Origin of the sequence: Clostridium sp. OM05-9 (genome assembly GCF_003481465.1) — a bacterium.
GTDB lineage: Bacteria > Bacillota > Clostridia > Lachnospirales > Lachnospiraceae > Coprococcus > Coprococcus ammoniilyticus.
Genome location: NZ_QULF01000006.1, coordinates 57,509 through 78,290, shown reverse-complemented (window position 1 = coordinate 78,290; position 20,782 = coordinate 57,509). Strand labels below are relative to the sequence as shown.

The window sequence follows — 20,782 nt, the reverse complement described above, 5'->3', positions numbered from 1 at the left end:
TTTGATTAATGATCTTATGGAGAAAAGCAGAAGAGAACGAATGGAATGGCTGGTTATAATGCTGGTTGTCAGTCTGCTGTGCATGATACCATGTATGGGGAAACTGCTTCCGCAGGGAGACGATATGACTTTTCATATTCTGAGAATAGAAAGTGTTTATCATGCAATAAAGACCGGACAGGGTTTCCCTGCATATATTTATGATAAACTGCTGGAGGGGTATGGTTATGGAGCAGGAATCTTTTATCCGGATATCCTGCTGCTTCCTGCAATCCTGCTTCGTTTTATGGGACTGTCACCGGCAGGAGCCATGAAGGGATATATTTTCCTGTTGCTGTTACTGACCTGTTATACATCATACCGGGCAGGAAAAGTAATTGGAAAAAGTCATTTTGTGGGGCTTGTTACGATGGTACTTTATACAATGGGACATTATCATTTGGAAGATATATACAGACGGTCGGCAATGGGAGAAGTTGTCGCTATGGCATTCATTCCTCTGGTATTTCTGGCATTGTATGATTATACAGAACGGGAAGAACGGAGAAAAGGGTTGTTATGTCTGGTATTTTCCGGTTTGCTGCTCTGTCACACGATCAGCTTCGTGTTATGTGTTGGAATCGCTGTGGTATGGGTGCTGATCTGTATCCGAAAGGTATGGGATAAAAAGCATATTCTGGGCGTGCTGGCTGAGATTTTAGGTTGTGTACTGCTGACTGCATTTTACTGGATTCCGGTATTGGAACAATTTGCGGATGGAACATTTTATGTCAGTACGAATCCGGCATTTGAGACACAGGATGAGATGATGACGATGCTTGGTATTGTAAGTGGAAGACTGTCAGTTTCCTTTGCAGAGCTTGGTATTTTCCTGTTACTGGTAATGCTTGGACTACGGTCACAGATAAAAAATAAAAAGGCAATTCTGTGCCTTTGCCTTGCAGTTGGTTTGTTACTCATAGAAACACGGTTGTTCCCATGGAAATTAATAGATAAAACACCGCTTATCAGTCTGCAGTTTCCATGGAGACTGAATATGTTCACAGAATTTTTTGTAGCATTTGGAATCGGAAACCAGTTATATGCATTATACAAACACAGTCTTTTATCCGAGAAAAACTGCAAACTGTGTTTTGTGCTCTGCGTATTGGTCGGTGTCTTTAATCTGAGTGTCGTATGGCAGGTGGAGATCCTTCGGCACATGGATTATTCATATGACTATATCGAGACACCGGCAAATACAAATGAGATCGGCTTTTGTGAATGGCTGCCATCAGAAGCAGACAGAGGACAGACAGTGTTCAGTGATAACAGTGGAACGATATGGTTGTATGGAGAGAATGAGAAGACGGAGACAGGTGAATATCATTCAGATGGAAGCTATTCCTTTGATGTAAATGGTACTTATGACAGTTGTGTTGTTCCGAAATATTACTACAAAGGATATGAAGCAACTGTAGCCGATCCGGCCGGCAGTCAGGAACTACTTCCGGTTTCCAAAGATCCGGATACCGGACTGGTCAGACTGGAACTGAATGGGAAAAGCGGAACGATTTGTGTCTGGTACGGAAAAACCATAATGCAGACAGTATCGAAATGGATATCTCTGCTTAGTCTGTTGCTTATCGTTGCTTTTGGTGTGATCCAGTTCCTTACAAAGCATAAAAGTGGACGGGAAAATACAGACACACAATACATCTGATTTTGTGGAATGTATTAAGTGATGAAATCACGAAATATTACAATAATCTAAAAAAGTACATAACGCTTTTGACTGGTGTCGGTTTTGCAGATAGGCGAAGCCGACACTTCTTTTTGGAATAGGTGTTGGAAGGGGGATTTCTACGATACGTCCATCCTTCAGGTAGCTTTCAGAGAATTCCCGGACAACACTGGCGATTCCCATACCGATCGCTGCGAAGTCAAGCAGGAGATCCATGTTATTGATCTCAAGAAGCTGGTTACAGTGGAATGAATGTTCATTCAGATAGTTATCGACATGGGTTCTGGTTACATTTGCCTCCTCTAACATCATAAGTGTAGAGTGGCGGAAGATATCCCGGATATGATCTTCGGTCAGGACTTCAGAATCCAAAACGGACTGCTGTACATTCATAAGCGGGATCAGGTTCCCTATGATCGAGCCGGGAAATACCGGATAGCCGGTAGTTTCCGGTTGTATATCGGCGGTTCCTTCGCCTGCTTCCAGACCGGCTTCTGTTTCCCGGTATGGAAAATTATCGATATAATCACTATTTGCCACGAAAATATCATGGATGGAGCGTACATGGGAATAAGTGATATTTTTAGGTAGTTCCGTTTCGCAGATCAGACCGATGTCGATTTCTTCATTTTTTAAGAGCCGGATCGTATTTTTGGTAGAGTGGCAGTCGATGCTGACCTTGATATTCGGGTTATCTTTGATGAAGGGCTTCAAGTAGTCCAACAGGATATGCTTGCAGAGAGAGGTGCTGACACCGATACGGATATGACCAATCCCAAGTTCGTTGTATTTTTTCAGACTTTCTTCTCCCTTTACAATGTTATCCAGCGCGCGTTCGATATAGTCATACAGGATCGTCCCCTCTTCGGTCAGGGCAACGCCCCTGGAATTGCGGACAAAGAGTGCAATCCCTATGCTTTCTTCCAGATTGCTGATCGCCTTGCTGACTGCGGGCTGGCTGATATAAAGCTGGTTTGCGGCACGGCTGATGCTGCCGGTTTTAGCAACTGTGTAAAACACATTATAATAATTCAGATTATTGATCATGGCGTCCCTCCAATATATAAATACAAGTTATACAATGTATTACTATTATATATTGTAATTATACCAGTCGGTGTGGTAAAATCAATAAAAATATTCAATAACAAAATGCGTGAAATAGCGACAGTTATTTACAAAATAAGATTTAGGATCAGGAGGACAAAGCACATGGGTATGACAATGACTCAGAAGATTTTAGCTGCACATGCAGGACTTGACAGCGTGGAAGCCGGACAGTTGATTGAGGCAGATTTGGACCTTGTACTTGGAAATGATGTTACAACACCTGTAGCAATTCATGAGATGGACAAATTCAATAAGAAAGAAGTATTTGATAAGAATAAGATTGCACTTGTAATGGATCACTTTACACCGAATAAGGATATTAAGAGTGCAGAGCATTGTAAATGTGTCAGAGAATTCTCGGCAGAGAACCAGATCAAGAATTTTTTTGATGTAGGTTCTATGGGTATTGAGCACGCTCTGTTACCGGAGCAGGGACTGATTGTTGCAGGCGAGACCTGTATCGGTGCAGATTCTCATACATGTACATATGGTGCACTTGGTGCATTTTCAACCGGTGTTGGAAGTACTGATATGGCAGCCGGTATGGTGACAGGCAAAGCATGGTTTAAGGTACCATCTGCGATCAAGTTTAATATTGTAGGAGAGAAAGCACCTTGGGTCAGCGGTAAGGATGTTATCCTTCACATCATTGGTATGATCGGTGTAGACGGCGCATTATACAAATCTATGGAATTTGTTGGTGACGGTATTAAGAACCTGACCATGGATGATCGTTTTACTATCGCAAATATGGCAATCGAAGCAGGTGCCAAGAACGGAATCTTTCCGGTGGATGAATTAACAGAAGCATACATGAAGGAACATTCCACAAAGGCTTACAAGAAGTATGAAGCAGATGCAGATGCAGTTTATGATGAAGAGTATACGATTGATCTTTCTACACTTCGTCCAACAGTTGCATTTCCACATCTGCCGGAGAATACAAAGACAATTGATGAAGTTGGCGATATCAAGATCGATCAGGTTGTGATCGGATCCTGTACAAATGGACGTATTTCCGATATGCGTATTGCAGCAGATATCATCAAGGGCAGACAGGTAGCACAGGGTGTTCGTGTCATCGTGATCCCCGGAACACAGGAAGTATACTTACAGTGTATCGAAGAAGGACTCATGACGATATTTGTAAAGGCAGGCGCTGTAGTTTCCACTCCTACCTGTGGACCATGTCTTGGTGGACATATGGGTGTTATGGCAGCAGGAGAAAAAGCCGTATCCACAACCAACCGTAACTTTGTAGGACGTATGGGTCATGTTGATTCAGAAGTATATCTGGCAAGCCCGGCTGTTGCAGCAGCATCAGCGATCACAGGCAAGATCAGCAGTCCGGAAGAACTTGGATTATAATTAAGGAGGGTACGCAGAATGAAAGCATATGGTACAGTACACAAATATGGTGACAACGTAGATACAGATGTTATTATCCCTGCAAGATATCTGAATTCATCAGATCCTGCGGAGCTTGCAAAACACTGTATGGAAGACATAGATAAGGAATTTGTAAACAACGTAAAAGCAGGAGATATCATTGTGGCAAAGAAGAACTTTGGCTGTGGTTCCTCCAGAGAGCATGCACCGATCGCGATTAAAGCATCCGGTGTAAGCTGTGTTATCGCAGATACATTTGCAAGAATTTTCTATCGTAACTCGATCAATATCGGACTTCCGATCATTGAGTGTCCGGAAGCAGCAGAAGGTATCGAGGACGGTGATGAAGTAGAGATCGATTTTGACAGTGGTATCATCTACGATAAGACAAAGGATACCCGGTATAAGGGGCAGGCATTTCCTCCATTCATGCAGGAGATCATTAAGAATGAAGGTCTGATTAACTACATTAACAACAAGTAATGCACATTTGAATAACTCTATGCTATGCAAGCTTGCTTGCATACAGCATAGGAGTTATTCAAATGTATAGTGCGCAGCACAAACCGAGCCGAAAGGCGAGGTTGCATTACTTGGTAAAGAAAGGCAGGAATAAAAGATGAAATGTAATTTAGCAGTGATCAAGGGTGACGGTATTGGCCCTGAGATCGTAACAGAAGCAATGAAGGTTCTGGATAAAGTCGGTGAAGTATATGGTCATACATTTGATTATGAGCAGATCCTGATGGGTGGATGCTCGATCGACGCAACCGGAGTGCCGCTTACAGATGAGGCAGTAGCAGTAGCAAAATCAAAGGATGCCGTATTGTTAGGCTCCATTGGTGGAAATACTTCTACCTCGCCATGGTATAAGCTTCCTCCAAATTTAAGACCGGAAGCAGGACTTCTTAAGATCCGTAAGGAGCTTGGATTATTTGCAAACTTAAGACCGGCAAATCTTTATGAGGAGTTAAAGAGTGCCTGTCCGTTAAAGGAAGAGATCGCAGATCGTGGATTTGACATGATGATCATGCGTGAACTGACAGGTGGCCTGTATTTTGGAACAAGAAGTACAGAGGAGATCGATGGTGTGTTAACTGCACATGATAACCTTGTATATAATGAGAACGAGATCCGTCGTATTGCGATCAAGGGTTTTGATATCGCAATGAAGAGAAGAAAGAAAGTTACATCTGTAGATAAGGCAAATGTTCTGGATTCTTCCAGATTATGGAGAAAGATCGTAGAAGAAGTGGCAAAGGATTATCCGGAAGTAAGCTATGAGCATATGTTAGTTGATAACTGCGCAATGCAGCTTGTAAAGGATCCTGCACAGTTTGATGTTGTATTAACAGAGAATATGTTCGGTGACATCCTTTCCGATGAGGCATCCATGATCACAGGTTCGATCGGTATGCTTCCGTCTGCATCCTTAAATGAGACGAAGTTTGGTATGTATGAGCCAAGCGGCGGATCAGCACCGGATATTGCAGGACAGAACAAGGCCAATCCTATCGCAACGATCCTGTCGGCAGCTATGATGCTTCGCTTCACATTTGACTTGGATAAGGAAGCAGATGCAGTAGAGCAGGCTGTAAAACAGGTACTGGTAGATGGTTACAGAACATGTGATATCATTTCGGAAGGAATGACACCGGTAAGCTGTTCTGAAATGGGAGATTTAATTGCAGAACGCATAAAATAAAGGAGAGTATAGATATGAAGAGTGATAATGTAAAAGTCGGAATGCAGCAGGCGCCACATCGTTCCCTGTTTAATGCACTCGGTATGACAAAGGAAGAAATGAAACGTCCGCTGGTAGGTATTGTATGTTCTTACAATGAGATCGTTCCGGGACATATGAATCTGGATAAGATCGCACAGGCAGTTAAGATGGGAGTTGCTATGGCTGGTGGTACACCTGTCATGTTCCCGGCAATTGCAGTCTGTGATGGTATCGCTATGGGACATATCGGTATGAAATATTCATTAGTAACCAGAGATCTGATCGCTGATTCTACAGAAGCAATGGCAACTGCACATCAGTTTGATGCACTGGTTATGATCCCGAACTGTGATAAGAATGTACCTGGTCTGTTAATGGCTGCAGCAAGAGTAAATGTACCTACCGTATTTGTATCCGGTGGCCCAATGCTTGCAGGTCATGTAAAAGGTCATAAGACCAGTCTTTCCAGTATGTTTGAGGCTGTTGGTTCTTATTCGGCAGGAACCATGACAGCAGAAGATGTAAATGAATTTGAATGTAAGGCATGTCCTACCTGCGGTTCCTGTTCCGGTATGTATACAGCGAATTCCATGAACTGCTTAACAGAAGCACTTGGTATGGGACTTCCTGGAAACGGAACGATACCTGCGGTGTATTCTGAGCGTCTGAAGCTTGCAAAGCATGCAGGTATGGCTGTTATGGATATGTACAGAAAGAATATCAGACCAAGAGATATCATTACAAAAGAAGCAATCATCAATGCATTAACCGTTGATATGGCGCTTGGATGTTCTACCAACTCCATGCTTCATATTCCGGCTATCGCACATGAGATCGGGTTTGACTTTGATATTTCCTATGCAAATGAGATCAGTGCCAAGACACCAAACTTATGTCATCTGGCTCCTGCAGGTCCTACTTATATGGAAGATCTGAATGAAGCTGGTGGCGTATACGCTGTTATGAATGAATTAAAATCCGCAGGTCTGTTAAATGAAGCCTGTATGACAGTAACCGGTAAGACGATCGGTGAAGCTGTTGACGGCGTAGCAAATAAGAATCCGGAAGTTATCCGTACACTGGATAATCCATATAGTAAGACTGGTGGTCTTGCAGTATTAAAGGGAAATCTTGCACCGGACGGTTCTGTTGTAAAGCGTTCCGCTGTTGTGCCTGAGATGATGGTGCATGAAGGACCTGCAAGAGTATTTGACTGTGAAGAAGATGCAATCGCAGCAATCAAGGGCGGTAAGATCGTATCTGGTGATGTCGTTGTTATCCGTTATGAAGGACCAAAGGGAGGTCCCGGTATGCGTGAGATGTTAAATCCGACATCAGCGATCGCCGGTATGGGACTTGGCTCATCGGTAGCCCTGATCACAGACGGAAGATTCTCAGGAGCCAGCCGTGGCGCATCCATCGGACATGTTTCACCGGAAGCAGCAGTTGGCGGTCCGATCGCACTCGTAGAAGAGGGAGATATCATCAAGATCGATATTAACAATACTACGATCACGTTAGATGTACCGGATGATGTGCTTGCACAGAGAAAGGCTGCATGGAAGCCAAGAACACCGAAGGTAACAACCGGTTATCTTGCAAGATATGCCGCTATGGTAACATCAGGAAATCGTGGAGCAATCTTAGAGGTACCAAAGGCTGATAAGTAGAGAGTATTAAAGGAGCAAAAGGAAAATGGCAAAGAAGATATCAGGTTCTGAGATAGTAATTGAATGTTTAAAAGAACAGGGTGTTGATATTGTGTTCGGGTATCCGGGGGGTGCAATCTTAAATGTCTATGATGCCTTATATAAGCATCAGGAAGAGATCACGCATGTACTTACATCACATGAGCAGGGGGCAGCACATGCCGCTGACGGATATGCAAGAGCAACAGGTAAGGTCGGTGTCTGTATGGCTACATCCGGTCCCGGTGCAACAAACCTTGTAACGGGAATTGCAACTGCATATATGGATTCCGTTCCGATGGTTGCGATCACCGCAAATGTCGGAGTAAATATGCTTGGTAAGGACAGCTTTCAGGAGATCGACATTGCAGGTGTTGTAATGCCGATCACAAAGCATAGCTTTATCGTAAAAAATGTAGAAGATCTGGCACCGACGATCCGACGTGCATTTAAGATCGCAAAGAGTGGAAGACCAGGTCCTGTCCTTGTTGATATTACAAAGGATGTTACGGCTGCAGAGGCAGAGTATACATATGAAGAACCGGCAGTGATCGAGCGTAAGACAGATACAATCCGGGAAGAAGATATAAATAAAGTGATCGAGATGATCAAAGTATCCAGAAGACCATATATCATGGCAGGCGGCGGAGTGATCATTTCAGGAGCTTCCGAAGAATTAAAAGAATTTGCCGAGAAGGTAGATGCACCTGTATGTGATACACTTATGGGAAAGGGCGCATATGATGGTACAAGCGAGCGTTATACCGGCATGATCGGAATGCACGGAACCAAGGTATCGAATCTTGGAGTATCCAGATCCGACCTTGTGATCGTGGTAGGAGCACGTTTCTCCGACCGTGTAATCGGAAATGCTTCCAAGTTCGCACCAAATGCAAAGATCATTCATATTGATATCGATGCAGCCGAGATCGATAAGAATATTCCGGCAAATGCAAGCATTGTGGGTGATGCTAAAGAAGTTCTGACGATATTAAACAGTAAACTTCCAACTCAGTCAAATCGTTCCTGGATGGCAGAAATCAAGGATTTAACAGAGAAAAATCCGGTCACATACGACATGAATCACTTAAATGGACCGGCAACTATCAAAAAAATCTATGAAATTACCGAAGGAAATGCTATAATCACTACTGATGTAGGTCAGCACCAGATGTGGGCGGCACAGAATTACACTTATAAGGAGCCAAGAACTTTCCTTTCATCAGGCGGACTTGGTACTATGGGATACGGTGTCGGTGCAGCTATCGGCGCAAAATATGGCAGACCGGATAAGACTGTAGTAAATATCGCAGGAGACGGATGCTTCCGTATGAATATGAACGAGATTGCGACAGCAGCCCGTTATAAAGTACCTATCATTCAGGTGGTATTAAATAATCACGTTCTCGGAATGGTAAGACAGTGGCAGAATCTGTTCTACGGACAGCGGTATTCGAATACAGTATTAGATGATTCTGTTGATTTTGTAGCAGTATCAAAAGCACTTGGGGCAAATGCAAGTAAGATCACATCGATCGAAGAGTTTGAAACAGAGTTTAAGAAGGCATTGACAGCAGATGGTCCGACCGTACTGGATGTTATGATCGATTCCGATGATAAGGTATGGCCTATGGTAGCTCCAGGTGCTGCAATCGACACCTGTTTCACAGACAAAGATCTTGATAATTAAAAATAACAATATTAAAAAAGAAGGAGATAAAAAATGGCAAGAGTATTTAACTTTTCAGCAGGTCCATCCATGCTTCCTGAATCTGTATTAAGAGAAGCAGCAGAAGAAATGCTTGACTACAGAGGAACAGGCATGAGTGTTATGGAGATGAGTCATCGATCGAAAGCATTCGATACGATCATCAAAGAGGCAGAACAGGATCTTCGCGATATCATGGAAATCCCTGATAATTACAAAGTATTATTCTTACAGGGCGGTGCTTCCCAGCAGTTCGCTGCGATACCTATGAACCTTATGAAGAATGGTGTAGCGGATTACATCATCACAGGTCAGTGGGCAAAGAAAGCATACGAAGAAGCTAAAAAATATGGAAAGGTAAATGCTGTTGCTTCATCAGCAGATAAGACATTCTCCTATATCCCGGATTGTTCTGATCTTCCGATTGATGAGGATGCAGATTATGTATATATCTGTCACAACAATACAATCTATGGAACTACATATCACAAGCTTCCAAATACAAAGGGTAAGATTCTGGTAGCAGATATGTCATCCGACATTCTGTCTCAGCCGGTCAATGTATCTGACTATGGTGTGATCTACTTTGGCGTACAGAAGAACGTAGGTCCGGCCGGTGTAGTAGTTGCGATCATCCGTGAAGATCTGATCCGTGATGACGTTATGCCATTTACACCAACCATGTTAAAGTATAAGACACAGGCAGATGCAGATTCTCTTTACAATACACCACCATGCTACGGTATCTATATTTGTGGCAAGGTATTCAAATGGGTAAAAGAGATGGGTGGTCTTGCAGCTATGAAGGAGCACAATGAGAAGAAGGCAGCAATCCTTTACAATTTCTTAGACAGCTCCAAGATGTTTAAGGGAACTGTAGTAAAAGAGGATCGTTCTTTAATGAATGTTCCATTTGTTACAGGTGATGAAGAATTAGATGCCAAGTTCGTAAAGGCTGCAACAGAAGCTGGTTTTGTAAATCTGAAGGGACACAGAACGGTTGGCGGCATGAGAGCATCGATCTACAATGCAATGCCGATCGAAGGTGTTGAGAAATTAGTAGAATTCATGAAGGATTTCGAAGAGAAGAATTCATAATAAGAGCATTCTGCATGCAGTCCTTTGGGATTGCATGCGGAGGCGGATATAAAGGAGAGTTAAATAAAAATGGCAGTTAAAGTGAATTGTTTAAATCCGATCGCTGCATGTGGCATGAAGCTGTTACCGGATACATATGAAATAACGGATAATTATGCAGACGCAGATGCGGTCCTGGTAAGAAGTGCATCCATGCATGATCTGGAACTTTCAGACAAACTCCTGTGTGTTGCAAGAGCAGGTGCAGGTGTAAATAATATTCCACTTGATAAATGCGCAGAAAAGGGCGTTGTAGTATTCAATACTCCAGGTGCAAATGCAAATGGTGTTAAGGAACTGGTTGTAGCAGGTCTGCTTCTTGCTTCCCGTGATCTGATGGGCGGATACAACTGGGTAAAGGACAATGCTTCTGACGAGAACCTTGCAAAAGCAGTTGAGAAGCAGAAAAAGCAGTATGCAGGTAATGAGATCGCCGGCAAGAAGCTCGGCGTTATCGGTCTTGGTGCGATCGGTGCCAAGGTAGCAAATATCGCAGTCAGACTTGGAATGGAAGTATATGGTTATGATCCGTTTGTATCCGTTGATGCAGCATGGGGCTTATCCAAATACATCAAACATATTACAAATGTAGAAGATATCTATAAGGAATGTGATTATATCACGATCCATGTTCCAGCACTTCCTGCAACAAAGGGAATGTTGAATGCAGATGCATTTGCCATGATGAAGGATGGTGTCAGAATCCTGAACTTTGCAAGAGATGTTCTTGTAAATGATGAAGATATCAAGGCAGCACTTGCAAGCGGCAAGGTAGCAAAATATGTAACAGATTTCCCTAATCCGGCAATCGCAGGTACAGAAAATGTAATTGCATTACCACATCTTGGTGCCTCCACAGAAGAATCTGAAGATAACTGTGCGATCATGGCATGTAAAGAAATCACAGACTTTATGGAGAATGGTAATATCAAGAACTCCGTAAATTATCCAAATGTAAATATGGGCGTATGTGGTGATACTGCCAGAGTTACAATCTGCCATAAGAATATTCCTAACATGCTGACACAGTTTACAGGCGTATTTGCAAAGCAGGGCGGAAATGTATCGGGAATGATCAGTCAGGCAAAGGGTGAATATGCATACTCAATCCTTGACATTGATAAGGTTCCTACAGAAGACGATATCAATGCATTGCTTGCAATTGATGGTGTTATCAAGGTTCGCGCGATCTAAGAAAAAAGATTAGGAGATTAGTAAAAATGAGTGATAAACTGAAAGTTGGTATTCTTGGTGCTACCGGTATGGTGGGACAGAGATTTATAGCATTATTAGAGAATCATCCATGGTTTGAGGTTGTAACAGTGGCTGCAAGCCCAAGAAGTGCCGGAAAGACATATGAAGAGGCAGTCGGCGATAGATGGAAGATGGATACTCCGATGCCGGAGGGCGTTAAGAAGCTCATCGTTCATAATGTAAATGAAGTAGAACAGGTTGCTGCAACTGTAGATTTTGTATTCAGTGCAGTTGATATGTCAAAGGAAGAGATCAAGGCGATTGAAGAAGCATATGCAAAGACAGAGACTCCTGTAGTATCCAACAACTCAGCACATCGCTGGACACCGGATGTTCCTATGGTAGTACCTGAGATCAATCCGGAGCATATGAAGGTCATTGATTTCCAGAAGAAGAGACTTGGAACAACCAGAGGCTTTGTAGCAGTAAAACCAAACTGCTCCATCCAGTCTTATGCACCGGTTCTTACAGCATGGAAAGAGTTTGAGCCATATGAGGTGGTTGCTACCACATATCAGGCAATCTCAGGTGCAGGTAAGACCTTTAAGGACTGGCCGGAAATGGTTGGAAATATCATTCCATATATCGGTGGAGAAGAAGAAAAGTCAGAGAAGGAACCACTTCGTATCTGGGGTAAGATCGAGGATGGAGTGATCGTTCCTGCAACAACACCGGTTATCACATGTCAGTGTATCCGTGTTCCTGTATTAAACGGACATACAGCAGCTGTATTTGTTAAGTTCAAGAAGAATCCTACAAAGGAACAGTTGATCGAAAAGTTGGTATCATATAAGGGCGTTCCTCAGGAGCTTGAGCTTCCAAGCGCACCAAAGCAGTTCATCCAGTATCTGGAAGAAGACAATCGTCCACAGGTATCAATGGATGTTGACTTTGAACATGGTATGGGAATCAGCGTTGGTCGTCTTCGTGAAGACACTGTATATGACTGGAAGTTTGTTGGTTTATCCCATAATACAGTCAGAGGTGCAGCAGGTGGTGCTGTCCTTTGCGCAGAGTTATTAAAAGCACAGGGATATATCACAAAGAAATAAATGTTCATAGCAATAAGTTGAAAAAAGGAGGTTCTTTTAGAATATACAAAAAGAGCCTCTTTTCTTTCATAACATAATGCAAGATTTGTATGAGGAGGATAAAATGCTGGGGGTCTGGTTTATTATATGTGTTATTTTTCTTACAGTGTTTCGTTATATATGGAAAAGAAAGGAAAATAATCCATGTATGTTATTTTCGTATTTTTTATATTTGTATGATGTGACTGGATTGTTTTACTATGTGCTTGTTGGTAAATGCCGTGTAAAAATACTGTATCTGCTAATTGTTCTTTTCATGGTTATTCTTCAAATAGGATTACCATTCCTTTTCAATCATATTGGAAGAGATAATCGGGTAATTAAAGTGCTGAAGAACTGGCATGAACAAGTGATGAGTTCGTTTATGTTTTGGGGAATGTTGATCCTGTTATATCTTCCAAATGGCGAATGGGGGATCAGCGGGGGATTCTTTATTATGTCATATCTGGTAAATGCTTTCTTTATGGTGATGAAAAAGCTGCGGGAATCCATTTGGGAAATGCATATGCTTCAGAATATTGCAGGCTTCTTTGCCTTTATTATATGTATGATCGTTGCAAGATCAGATGATTTTCAATATTTTTCAAATTGGCTGTTTGCTTTATTATTGATCATCTGGCTTGTTTTATTATGTTTGTTTACCTTTGGAGCAGTTGATAAAAATCCGGGAATGTTATACTGGCTGTTTACAGAAACAGCAGAAAACCGAAAAGTACAGGTTGTTCGATATAAAAGAATTATAAAAAGATTTTTTAATATCTTCCTTTCCCTGTTTTTGTTGATGTTTTGGGTATTTATAGAGAATACACTGGAATTTTATTATACCAATCGAAAGACCTTGGAATTTAACTTATCTGATTTCTGGGGTAGTATGATCGTGCAGTCTTTTTTCTTATCCGTTATCATATCTGTTCTGGTCAGTTTATTGAAAACGAATGTAACAAAGATTATCAGTTGTTGTTTGTGGGGATTAGCGGTAGCTTCCTATATTCAGGTTATGATATTTGATCGTGACCTTGGTATTACGGATGCTTATGCAATTAAATGGAGTGATTATTCCGGTAAGATGATCATGACCGGAATTGTATGGGGAATCTGTATTGTAGTTCCGGTTATTTTGTTTGCAAAATTTAAAAATAAATTCTTCAGTATTTTGAAATATGTAGCAGTGTGTTTATTATGTATTCAGATATCGGCAACTATATATCTGGTTATAAAATCTGGAGGTTATAGGAATACTTCAGAAGCAGAGATTACAAATTACTATGTTTCAGGTAAAAATGAATATACAGTATCGGAAGAAAAAAATATTTTTGTATTTGTTCTTGATACATACAGCAATGATTTTATTGACGAAATGACAGAGCAATATCCGGATGCGTTAGAGCCGCTGCATGATTTTACATATTATGATAATTATGACAGCAAATATGACGGAACAGCGCTGGCAATGAATTATCTGTTAACGGGACAGGAATTTGATAATACGATTCCTTGTCGGGAATATTCTAAAGAAGCATTTCATTCAGAAAAGACTGTCGAATTTTATAATACACTAAAAGAACAACAGTATTCTTGTAATATATATACGGATAAAGCAACAGTTAGTTTTCTTAATGCAAAGAATCTATATGAATATTATGATAATGTACAGGAAAATGCAGATGGTGAGATCTTAGTCGATTACCACGCAGTCCGGAAAAATATTATAAAGGGGGCAATGTATAAAGTATTGCCGCTGGCATTAAAGAGATTTTCTTTAGTTGTTACCAGTGATTTTGATGGTGCGGTCAGTTCTTCCGGCGGAGGGGAAGATTCGCCGGACCTGGATGATGATTTTTATTTAAAATTACAGACACAGGGACTAGAATATAACAGCAGTTCTGGAACATTTACAATTTACCATTTTAGCGGAATGCATGATTATGGGGATGGAAAGGGAAAAAATCTGCCAGAAGCGGCTTACGATAATCTAAATGATGTGTACGTTTTTCTTGATGAATTGAAAAATATGGGAGTTTATGATAATTCAACGATCATAATAACGGCAGATCATGGAAAAATCATGACGGTAGATGGTATTCAGCCTATTTTCTTTATCAAAGAACCCTATAAAAAGAATGACAGGCTTGCAGTTTGCAGTTCTCCGGTAAGTGCGGAAGAGTTTATGCCAACGATCATGAAGCTTATTACAGGTGAAAGCAAAGATAAAACCATTTATGATTATGAAGCGGATGAAAATCGGTCAAGAAGTGTATATATACGACAGTACAAGGAAAATATATCTGATCTTCTGAAAAATGATTCAGCAAATTATGCTTGTTTGTATAAGTATACATATCAGGGAGACAAGGATGAATTAAGGAAATATGCAGGTGCAAAACCGAAGCAGAAGATACCGTTGATCGATTTCTGGTATTAAAAAACAAGAAAAGGAGATAGTATGATGTTTAATGAAATGAATTTATTAGTACAGGAATTTCCAACAATGAAATTATATATTGATCCGGCGACGACAAGTTATCTGATCCAGATAATTGCCGGAGTAGTGATCGCAGCAGGTGCGGTAGCAGGAATTGCATTCAGTAAAATAAAAAGAGCATTAAAAAAAGGAAAAACAGAAGAACAGCCCGTAAAAAAGACAAGAAATGAAGAAAAGAAAATTGTTACTGCAGATGATTTGTTAGATGATGAGGAATAGAAGTGAATCAGATAATTAATTATGTTTCGGATTTTTTCGGGATTATAATGAGATGGTGCTATGTTTTTGTAAATAATTATGGATTGTCGATTATCGTGTTTACGATTTTTACAAAATTTGTATTATTTCCTATTTCATTGATTACACAGAAAAATTCGATAAAAATGGCACAGATGCGTCCGGAACTTGATGCTTTAAAAGTAAAATATGTGGATGATAAAGATCGGTATGCAGATGCACAACTGGAATTATATAAAAAAATGCAATATCATCCATTACTGGATATGATACCACTGCTGATCCAGATTCTGATCGTTCTTGGATTGGTGGGTGTTATGTATTGCCCGCTTTCATATATCCTGCGGATACAGGACCCCGATATCGCTATGCTGCAAAAATGGTTTGAGGGGCTTGGATGGACACTGCAGGATAATTCTTACCAGTTGACAATGATCCATGAAATACAGAATGGTATTAGCGGTGTGCCTGAAAACCTTATGGGACTGATAGAAAAGATATCAGATTTTGATATGAATTTTATCGGATTTAATTTATCGGAGAAACCACAATTATCATTACATAATAAACTGGTTTTGATTCCTGTTTTATCGGGTGTGAGCGCATGGCTCATGTGTGTTGTTCAAAATAAAATAAATGTGCTGCAGTTATATGCCGGAAAATGGAATAAAATAGGAATGACGGTATTTATGATAGCATTTTCCACATATTTTGCGTTCCTTGTTCCGGCTGGAGTCGGGGTATATTGGATCTTTGGAAATTTGTTCGCAATTCCATCCATGTATCTGGTAAATATTGTGATGCCGCCTGAAAAATATATTGATATGGATTACATACGGATCTTGAATGAAACAGCAGAGGAAAAAGAAAAGATACGAAAAAAGTATGGGAGAACAGAGAAACAGGATTATCATCGGTTTGAGAAGACTGAAAAGAGAATTGTATTTTATGCAGAGGGCCGGGGCTTTTATAAATATTATCAGCCGATCATAGAGTATCTGGCTGAACGGTCTGATTATAAAATGGATTATGTTACCAGTGATCCGGAGGATCCGATCCTGAAGCAGGAGCAGTCGGCAGTCCGGGCATATTATATAGCACAGGACAAGTATCTGATTCCTTTGTTTATGAAATTGGATTGTGATATCTGTCTGATGACGATGCCAGATCTGGAAAAATATCATATCAAGCGTTCCAAGGTAAGATCAGATATTGAATATATTTATGTAGCACATGGGATGGGAAGTAATGCACTTACATTACGGAAAGGTGCATTAGATTATTATGACACGGTTTTTTGTGTAGGAATCGATTCGGTACGTGAAATACAGCAAATGGAAGCACTGTATGTGACACAGCCTAAAACTCTGGTTGAGACAGGATATGCGTTACTGGATCAGATGATCGAGCAGTATCAGATTGAAAACAGAAAAGAAAATGAAAAGAAAAAGATACTGATCGCACCATCGTGGCAGCCGGAAAATATTATTGATCTGTGTATTGAGCAGATATTAGATAAATATAAGAATACACCATATGAGGTCATTGTACGGCCGCATCCGCAGCAGGTGAGACATCAGATGGAACGGTTTGTGGAAATGCAGGAGCGATATGCAAAGGATGATAATATAACTATACAGACGGACTTTTCTTCTAACAGTACGGTTATGGATGCTGATCTGCTGATAACAGACTGGTCAGATATATCATTTGAATATGCATTTACAACATTGAAACCAGTGCTGTTTATTGATACGCCAATGAAAATCATGAATCCTGAATATGATAAGATTGAGCAGAAGCCAATTAATGTGACATTGCGAAATGTGATTGGAAAGGCGATATCTGTAAATGATATTGATAATATACTTGAAATATCTACAGATATGTTAAAGCAAAAGGACATGTATAGAAAGCAGATTGCGGATGCCAGAGAGAAACATATTTTTAATATCGGAAAGAGCCGGATATTAAGTGGAAAATATATTATGAAACGGCTTATGGAATAGAGAGGGGTAGGAGAATGCAGGGTATAATATTAGCGGCAGGAATGGGGAAACGATTAAAGAATATTACAAAGAATAAGACTAAATGTATGGTTGAAGTAAATGGAATGTCTCTGATTGAAAGAATGCTGAAGATCCTTGACAGAAAAGACCTGTCAAGGATCATTATAGTGACAGGGTATCAGGAAGAGACATTAAAGGAATATATTGCGTCATTAACAATACATACACCGATCATATTTGTGGAAAATCCAATATATGATAAAACAAATAATATTTATTCCCTGTCTTTAACAGCCACTTTTCTGGAGGAAGAAGACACCCTCTTGCTGGAATCAGATCTGATTTTTGATGAAACGGTAATAGATCTGATATTATGTGATCCAAGAGAGAACCTTGCACTTGTTGATCGGTTTGAAAGCTGGATGGATGGTACATGTATGCTTTTGGATGAGAATGACTGTATTGTGGATATGGTCGCAAAAAAAAATCTTCATTTTGTAAATGCGGATCAATACTATAAGACAGTGAATATATATAAATTCAGCAGACATTTTTCCAAGTATACATATGTGCCTTTTCTAAAGGCGTATGCAATGGCAATGGGAAATAATGAATATTATGAGTCTGTTATCCGCCTGATCGCAATGCTTGACACGAAAGAGCTGCAGGCCAGACGGCTTAACGGTCAGCGCTGGTATGAGATTGATGATATTCAGGATCTGGATATTGCAGAAAGCCTGTTTACAGATAATACAGAGGAACAGTATAAAAAAATAACTGCCAGATATGGTGGTTTTTGGAGATATCCTAAATTGGTTGATTATTGCTATCTTGTAAATCCGTATTTCCCAACAGAACACATGTTGGAAGAAATCCGTGCCAACAGTGACCGGCTGATCATGCAGTATCCCTCTGGTGCAAGAGTGATACGGTTATTGGCAGGCAAACTGTTTGGCATATCAGATAAGAAAATTATAGTTGGTAATGGAGCAGCGGAATTAATTCGTGAAATGATGCAGGAAACGAATGGAAAAATAGGTTTTGTGACTCCGACATTTGAGGAATATATAAATTGCTGTAAGCAGGAACAAAGAGTTATTATGGATACCAGAAAAATGGATTTTTCATATTCTGGACAGGACATTCAGGATTATTTTGAACAGAAGCATATTCAAATGCTTGTGCTGATAAATCCGGATAATCCTAGTGGGAATTATATTGATTCCAGAGAAATATATGAATTGATCCATTGGTGTAAGAAGAAAAAGATATGTCTTATATTAGATGAGAGTTTTTCGGATTTTTCGGATGAGGCAGAATCTTGTATAGCTGATTCGTATCTGGAACTGTATGATGAGTTTTATGTAATAAAAAGTATTTCAAAATCATATGGGGTTCCGGGCTGCAGACTGGGAATATTAGCTGGAAAAAACAGTGAAAAACTTGATCAGATCCAGCGCAAACTGCCAATCTGGAATATTAATTCTTATGCAGAATTCTTTTTACAGATCATAGAAAAGTACAAGGAGGATTACAGACTGTCACTGGATCGTCTTAGAAAGTCCCGTGAGATTTTCAGGAAAGAGCTGGAAAAAATCCCATATATGAAGGTATATCCATCGCAGGCAAATTATGTTATGTGTGAACTTTCAGATGGAGTGAAAAGCAGGAAACTTGCATCATTTTTACTGGAAAATAATATTTTGATCAAAGTGCTGAATGAGAAATTAAATAACCAAAAGGAAATGATCAGACTTGCAGTTCGGACGGATGAAGAGAATATGCATCTGATTGAATTGTTGGAAAAATTTGGAGGTGAATATATTGAATAACTGGAAAGCAATCTGGAATAGAAGAGAAGCGGATGAACGTTTTTTGCAGTCGCTTGAAGATCCTAAAGCAATCTGGCGGGAGCTGAAACGAATTGATGGATTTGATGTGGATCTGGGAGATTCGGCAGATGCATATTATAATGCATTTTATAATAGCTGGGAAGAAGAATGTGCACTTCTGGATATGCATGTTGGTCTGTGGAACAGCATTTTTGAAGTAGGATGCGGAGCAGGAGCAACCTTATATTTATTTTCCAGACAGAATAAAAAGGTTGGTGGAATTGATTATTCCAGACAGAGTACAGAAATTGCAAAAATTGTATTAAAAGAAGCGGAGATAGCATGTATGGAAGCTGACCATATTTCAACAGATGAAAAATTTGATGTTGTGATGGCTGATTCTGTATTTGCATATTTTCCAGATGAAACATATGTATCTGATGTTCTGGAGAAGATGTATGAAAAAGCGCATAAGGCTGTGCTGATCACAGAGATATTTGATAAAGAGCTGGAAGATGCCTGCATGCAGTATAGAAGAGCTAAAATACAGAATTATGATGAAAAATATAAAAATCTTGATAAGTTATTTATTTCAAAATCCATGTTTGAAATGTTTTCACAAAAGCATGGTTGTGAATTGATATTTACATCTGTTGAAAATCCATATTACTGGAATAGTCAATTTATGTACAATGTATTAATTATTAAGAAATAAGAAATAACACCAAATTCGCTAACAAATTCTTGCTACCATCATACAATTGTGCTAAAATCAAACAGGATTGAGATAATGAGAAAAATGGAGGCACACACATGAAGAAATTAATTTTAGTTACATCACCACCAGCCTGTGGAAAGACATTTATTTCCAAACAGGTGGCAAAGGCACTGCCAAATTGTGTATATCTGGATAAGGATACATTAATTGTTCTTTCAAAGCAGATCTTTGTAGTGGCTGGTGAGGAATATAACCGTTCATCCGATTTCTTCCAGAAAAATATCCGCGACTACGAATATTATTGTGTACTGGATCTTGCATTTGAAGCACTGGAATACAATGATACAGTTCTTATAAATGCACCATTCACAGATGAGATCAGAGATGACGAATATCTTGACAATCTCCGTGCAAAGCTTGCAGAAAAAGGTGCAGAACTCTTTGTGATCTGGGTAAATACCAGAAAAGATGTCTGCCACGAAAGAATGATCAAGCGTGCATCAGACAGAGATACCTGGAAATTGGAGCACTGGGATGAATATATCAACAGTCAGAACTTCAATCCGCCAACAAATATCAAAGAGCTCTTTATATTTGAGAATTCTTCCGATGAAGAATTTAAGGCATCTATAGAAAAGGTTGTTAAGGCAATCAGAGGTTGATAGTGATTTTGAGTAT

Annotated in this window: 16 protein-coding genes; 15 read left to right on the top strand and 1 reads right to left on the bottom strand. The window is 40.1% G+C overall.

The window, feature by feature from the left end:
* Positions 1 to 40: 40 nt before the first annotated feature.
* A complete protein-coding gene (locus tag DXB77_RS10805; protein ID WP_182427461.1) occupies positions 41 to 1,702 on the top strand; it encodes a DUF6541 family protein in 1,662 nt (553 codons plus the stop codon).
* Positions 1,703 to 1,729: 27 nt separating this feature from the next.
* On the opposite strand, the gene DXB77_RS10800 is transcribed toward DXB77_RS10805, so the two are convergent.
* Positions 1,730 to 2,770, bottom strand: a complete 1,041-nt coding sequence (locus DXB77_RS10800; RefSeq protein WP_118484520.1) for a LysR family transcriptional regulator — start codon at positions 2,768 to 2,770, stop codon at positions 1,730 to 1,732.
* A 165-nt stretch (positions 2,771 to 2,935) separates the two neighbouring features.
* Between DXB77_RS10800 and leuC the strand changes: the two genes are divergently transcribed.
* The 14 genes from leuC (at position 2,936) to DXB77_RS10730 (ending at position 20,766) form a co-directional block, all read left to right on the top strand.
* Positions 2,936 to 4,201 carry a 3-isopropylmalate dehydratase large subunit gene (leuC, locus tag DXB77_RS10795; RefSeq protein ID WP_021944394.1) on the top strand — a complete coding sequence of 422 codons (1,266 nt, stop codon included), beginning with the start codon at positions 2,936 to 2,938 and terminating at the stop codon, positions 4,199 to 4,201.
* Between the two features lie 18 nt (positions 4,202 to 4,219).
* Positions 4,220 to 4,705: a 3-isopropylmalate dehydratase small subunit gene (leuD, locus tag DXB77_RS10790; protein WP_117785428.1), complete on the top strand. Its 486-nt coding sequence runs from the start codon at positions 4,220 to 4,222 to the stop codon at positions 4,703 to 4,705.
* A gap of 136 nt (positions 4,706 to 4,841) precedes the next feature.
* Positions 4,842 to 5,927, top strand: coding sequence for a 3-isopropylmalate dehydrogenase (gene leuB / locus DXB77_RS10785; RefSeq protein WP_118484518.1), 1,086 nt, complete (start codon positions 4,842 to 4,844; stop codon positions 5,925 to 5,927).
* A 14-nt stretch (positions 5,928 to 5,941) separates the two neighbouring features.
* Positions 5,942 to 7,618, top strand: a complete 1,677-nt coding sequence (ilvD, locus tag DXB77_RS10780; RefSeq protein ID WP_118500596.1) for a dihydroxy-acid dehydratase — start codon at positions 5,942 to 5,944, stop codon at positions 7,616 to 7,618.
* A gap of 25 nt (positions 7,619 to 7,643) precedes the next feature.
* A complete protein-coding gene (gene ilvB / locus DXB77_RS10775; protein WP_118500595.1) occupies positions 7,644 to 9,326 on the top strand; it encodes a biosynthetic-type acetolactate synthase large subunit in 1,683 nt (560 codons plus the stop codon).
* A 33-nt stretch (positions 9,327 to 9,359) separates the two neighbouring features.
* Positions 9,360 to 10,442 carry a 3-phosphoserine/phosphohydroxythreonine transaminase gene (serC, locus tag DXB77_RS10770; protein ID WP_021944398.1) on the top strand — a complete coding sequence of 361 codons (1,083 nt, stop codon included), beginning with the start codon at positions 9,360 to 9,362 and terminating at the stop codon, positions 10,440 to 10,442.
* 69 nt (positions 10,443 to 10,511) lie between these two features.
* On the top strand, positions 10,512 to 11,675 hold the full coding sequence (locus DXB77_RS10765) for a phosphoglycerate dehydrogenase (protein ID WP_117821899.1): 1,164 nt from the start codon (positions 10,512 to 10,514) through the stop codon (positions 11,673 to 11,675).
* Between the two features lie 26 nt (positions 11,676 to 11,701).
* Positions 11,702 to 12,787, top strand: a complete 1,086-nt coding sequence (asd, locus tag DXB77_RS10760) for an aspartate-semialdehyde dehydrogenase (RefSeq protein ID WP_008402908.1) — start codon at positions 11,702 to 11,704, stop codon at positions 12,785 to 12,787.
* 403 nt (positions 12,788 to 13,190) lie between these two features.
* Positions 13,191 to 15,248 carry a hypothetical protein gene (locus DXB77_RS10755; RefSeq protein ID WP_147353819.1) on the top strand — a complete coding sequence of 686 codons (2,058 nt, stop codon included), beginning with the start codon at positions 13,191 to 13,193 and terminating at the stop codon, positions 15,246 to 15,248.
* A gap of 24 nt (positions 15,249 to 15,272) precedes the next feature.
* On the top strand, positions 15,273 to 15,527 hold the full coding sequence (locus DXB77_RS10750; protein WP_117785424.1) for a hypothetical protein: 255 nt from the start codon (positions 15,273 to 15,275) through the stop codon (positions 15,525 to 15,527).
* A 2-nt stretch (positions 15,528 to 15,529) separates the two neighbouring features.
* Positions 15,530 to 17,554: a membrane protein insertase YidC gene (gene yidC, locus DXB77_RS10745; RefSeq protein WP_118484513.1), complete on the top strand. Its 2,025-nt coding sequence runs from the start codon at positions 15,530 to 15,532 to the stop codon at positions 17,552 to 17,554.
* A 14-nt stretch (positions 17,555 to 17,568) separates the two neighbouring features.
* On the top strand, positions 17,569 to 19,386 hold the full coding sequence (locus DXB77_RS10740; protein WP_118484511.1) for an aminotransferase class I/II-fold pyridoxal phosphate-dependent enzyme: 1,818 nt from the start codon (positions 17,569 to 17,571) through the stop codon (positions 19,384 to 19,386).
* On the top strand, positions 19,379 to 20,101 hold the full coding sequence (locus DXB77_RS10735) for a class I SAM-dependent methyltransferase (RefSeq protein WP_118663208.1): 723 nt from the start codon (positions 19,379 to 19,381) through the stop codon (positions 20,099 to 20,101). The genes DXB77_RS10740 and DXB77_RS10735 overlap by 8 nt, the downstream gene beginning before the upstream one ends.
* A gap of 98 nt (positions 20,102 to 20,199) precedes the next feature.
* Entirely contained in the window at positions 20,200 to 20,766 is a 567-nt protein-coding gene (locus DXB77_RS10730) for an AAA family ATPase (protein ID WP_008402902.1), read from the top strand.
* Positions 20,767 to 20,782: the final 16 nt, after the last annotated feature.

What these genes read in the sequence shown, in the direction of transcription:
- ilvD (WP_118500596.1), top strand. Translation starts at nt 5,942, where the DNA reads ATGAAGAGTGATAATGTAAAAGTCGGAATGCAGCAGGCGCCACATCGT.
- leuB (WP_118484518.1), top strand. Translation starts at nt 4,842, where the DNA reads ATGAAATGTAATTTAGCAGTGATCAAGGGTGACGGTATTGGCCCTGAG.
- DXB77_RS10740 (WP_118484511.1), top strand. Translation starts at nt 17,569, where the DNA reads ATGCAGGGTATAATATTAGCGGCAGGAATGGGGAAACGATTAAAGAAT.
- DXB77_RS10755 (WP_147353819.1), top strand. Translation starts at nt 13,191, where the DNA reads ATGTTTTGGGGAATGTTGATCCTGTTATATCTTCCAAATGGCGAATGG.
- serC (WP_021944398.1), top strand. Translation starts at nt 9,360, where the DNA reads ATGGCAAGAGTATTTAACTTTTCAGCAGGTCCATCCATGCTTCCTGAA.
- leuD (WP_117785428.1), top strand. Translation starts at nt 4,220, where the DNA reads ATGAAAGCATATGGTACAGTACACAAATATGGTGACAACGTAGATACA.
- leuC (WP_021944394.1), top strand. Translation starts at nt 2,936, where the DNA reads ATGGGTATGACAATGACTCAGAAGATTTTAGCTGCACATGCAGGACTT.
- asd (WP_008402908.1), top strand. Translation starts at nt 11,702, where the DNA reads ATGAGTGATAAACTGAAAGTTGGTATTCTTGGTGCTACCGGTATGGTG.
- DXB77_RS10800 (WP_118484520.1), bottom strand. Translation starts at nt 2,770, where the DNA reads ATGATCAATAATCTGAATTATTATAATGTGTTTTACACAGTTGCTAAA.
- DXB77_RS10750 (WP_117785424.1), top strand. Translation starts at nt 15,273, where the DNA reads ATGTTTAATGAAATGAATTTATTAGTACAGGAATTTCCAACAATGAAA.
- DXB77_RS10765 (WP_117821899.1), top strand. Translation starts at nt 10,512, where the DNA reads ATGGCAGTTAAAGTGAATTGTTTAAATCCGATCGCTGCATGTGGCATG.
- DXB77_RS10805 (WP_182427461.1), top strand. Translation starts at nt 41, where the DNA reads ATGGAATGGCTGGTTATAATGCTGGTTGTCAGTCTGCTGTGCATGATA.
- DXB77_RS10730 (WP_008402902.1), top strand. Translation starts at nt 20,200, where the DNA reads ATGAAGAAATTAATTTTAGTTACATCACCACCAGCCTGTGGAAAGACA.
- ilvB (WP_118500595.1), top strand. Translation starts at nt 7,644, where the DNA reads ATGGCAAAGAAGATATCAGGTTCTGAGATAGTAATTGAATGTTTAAAA.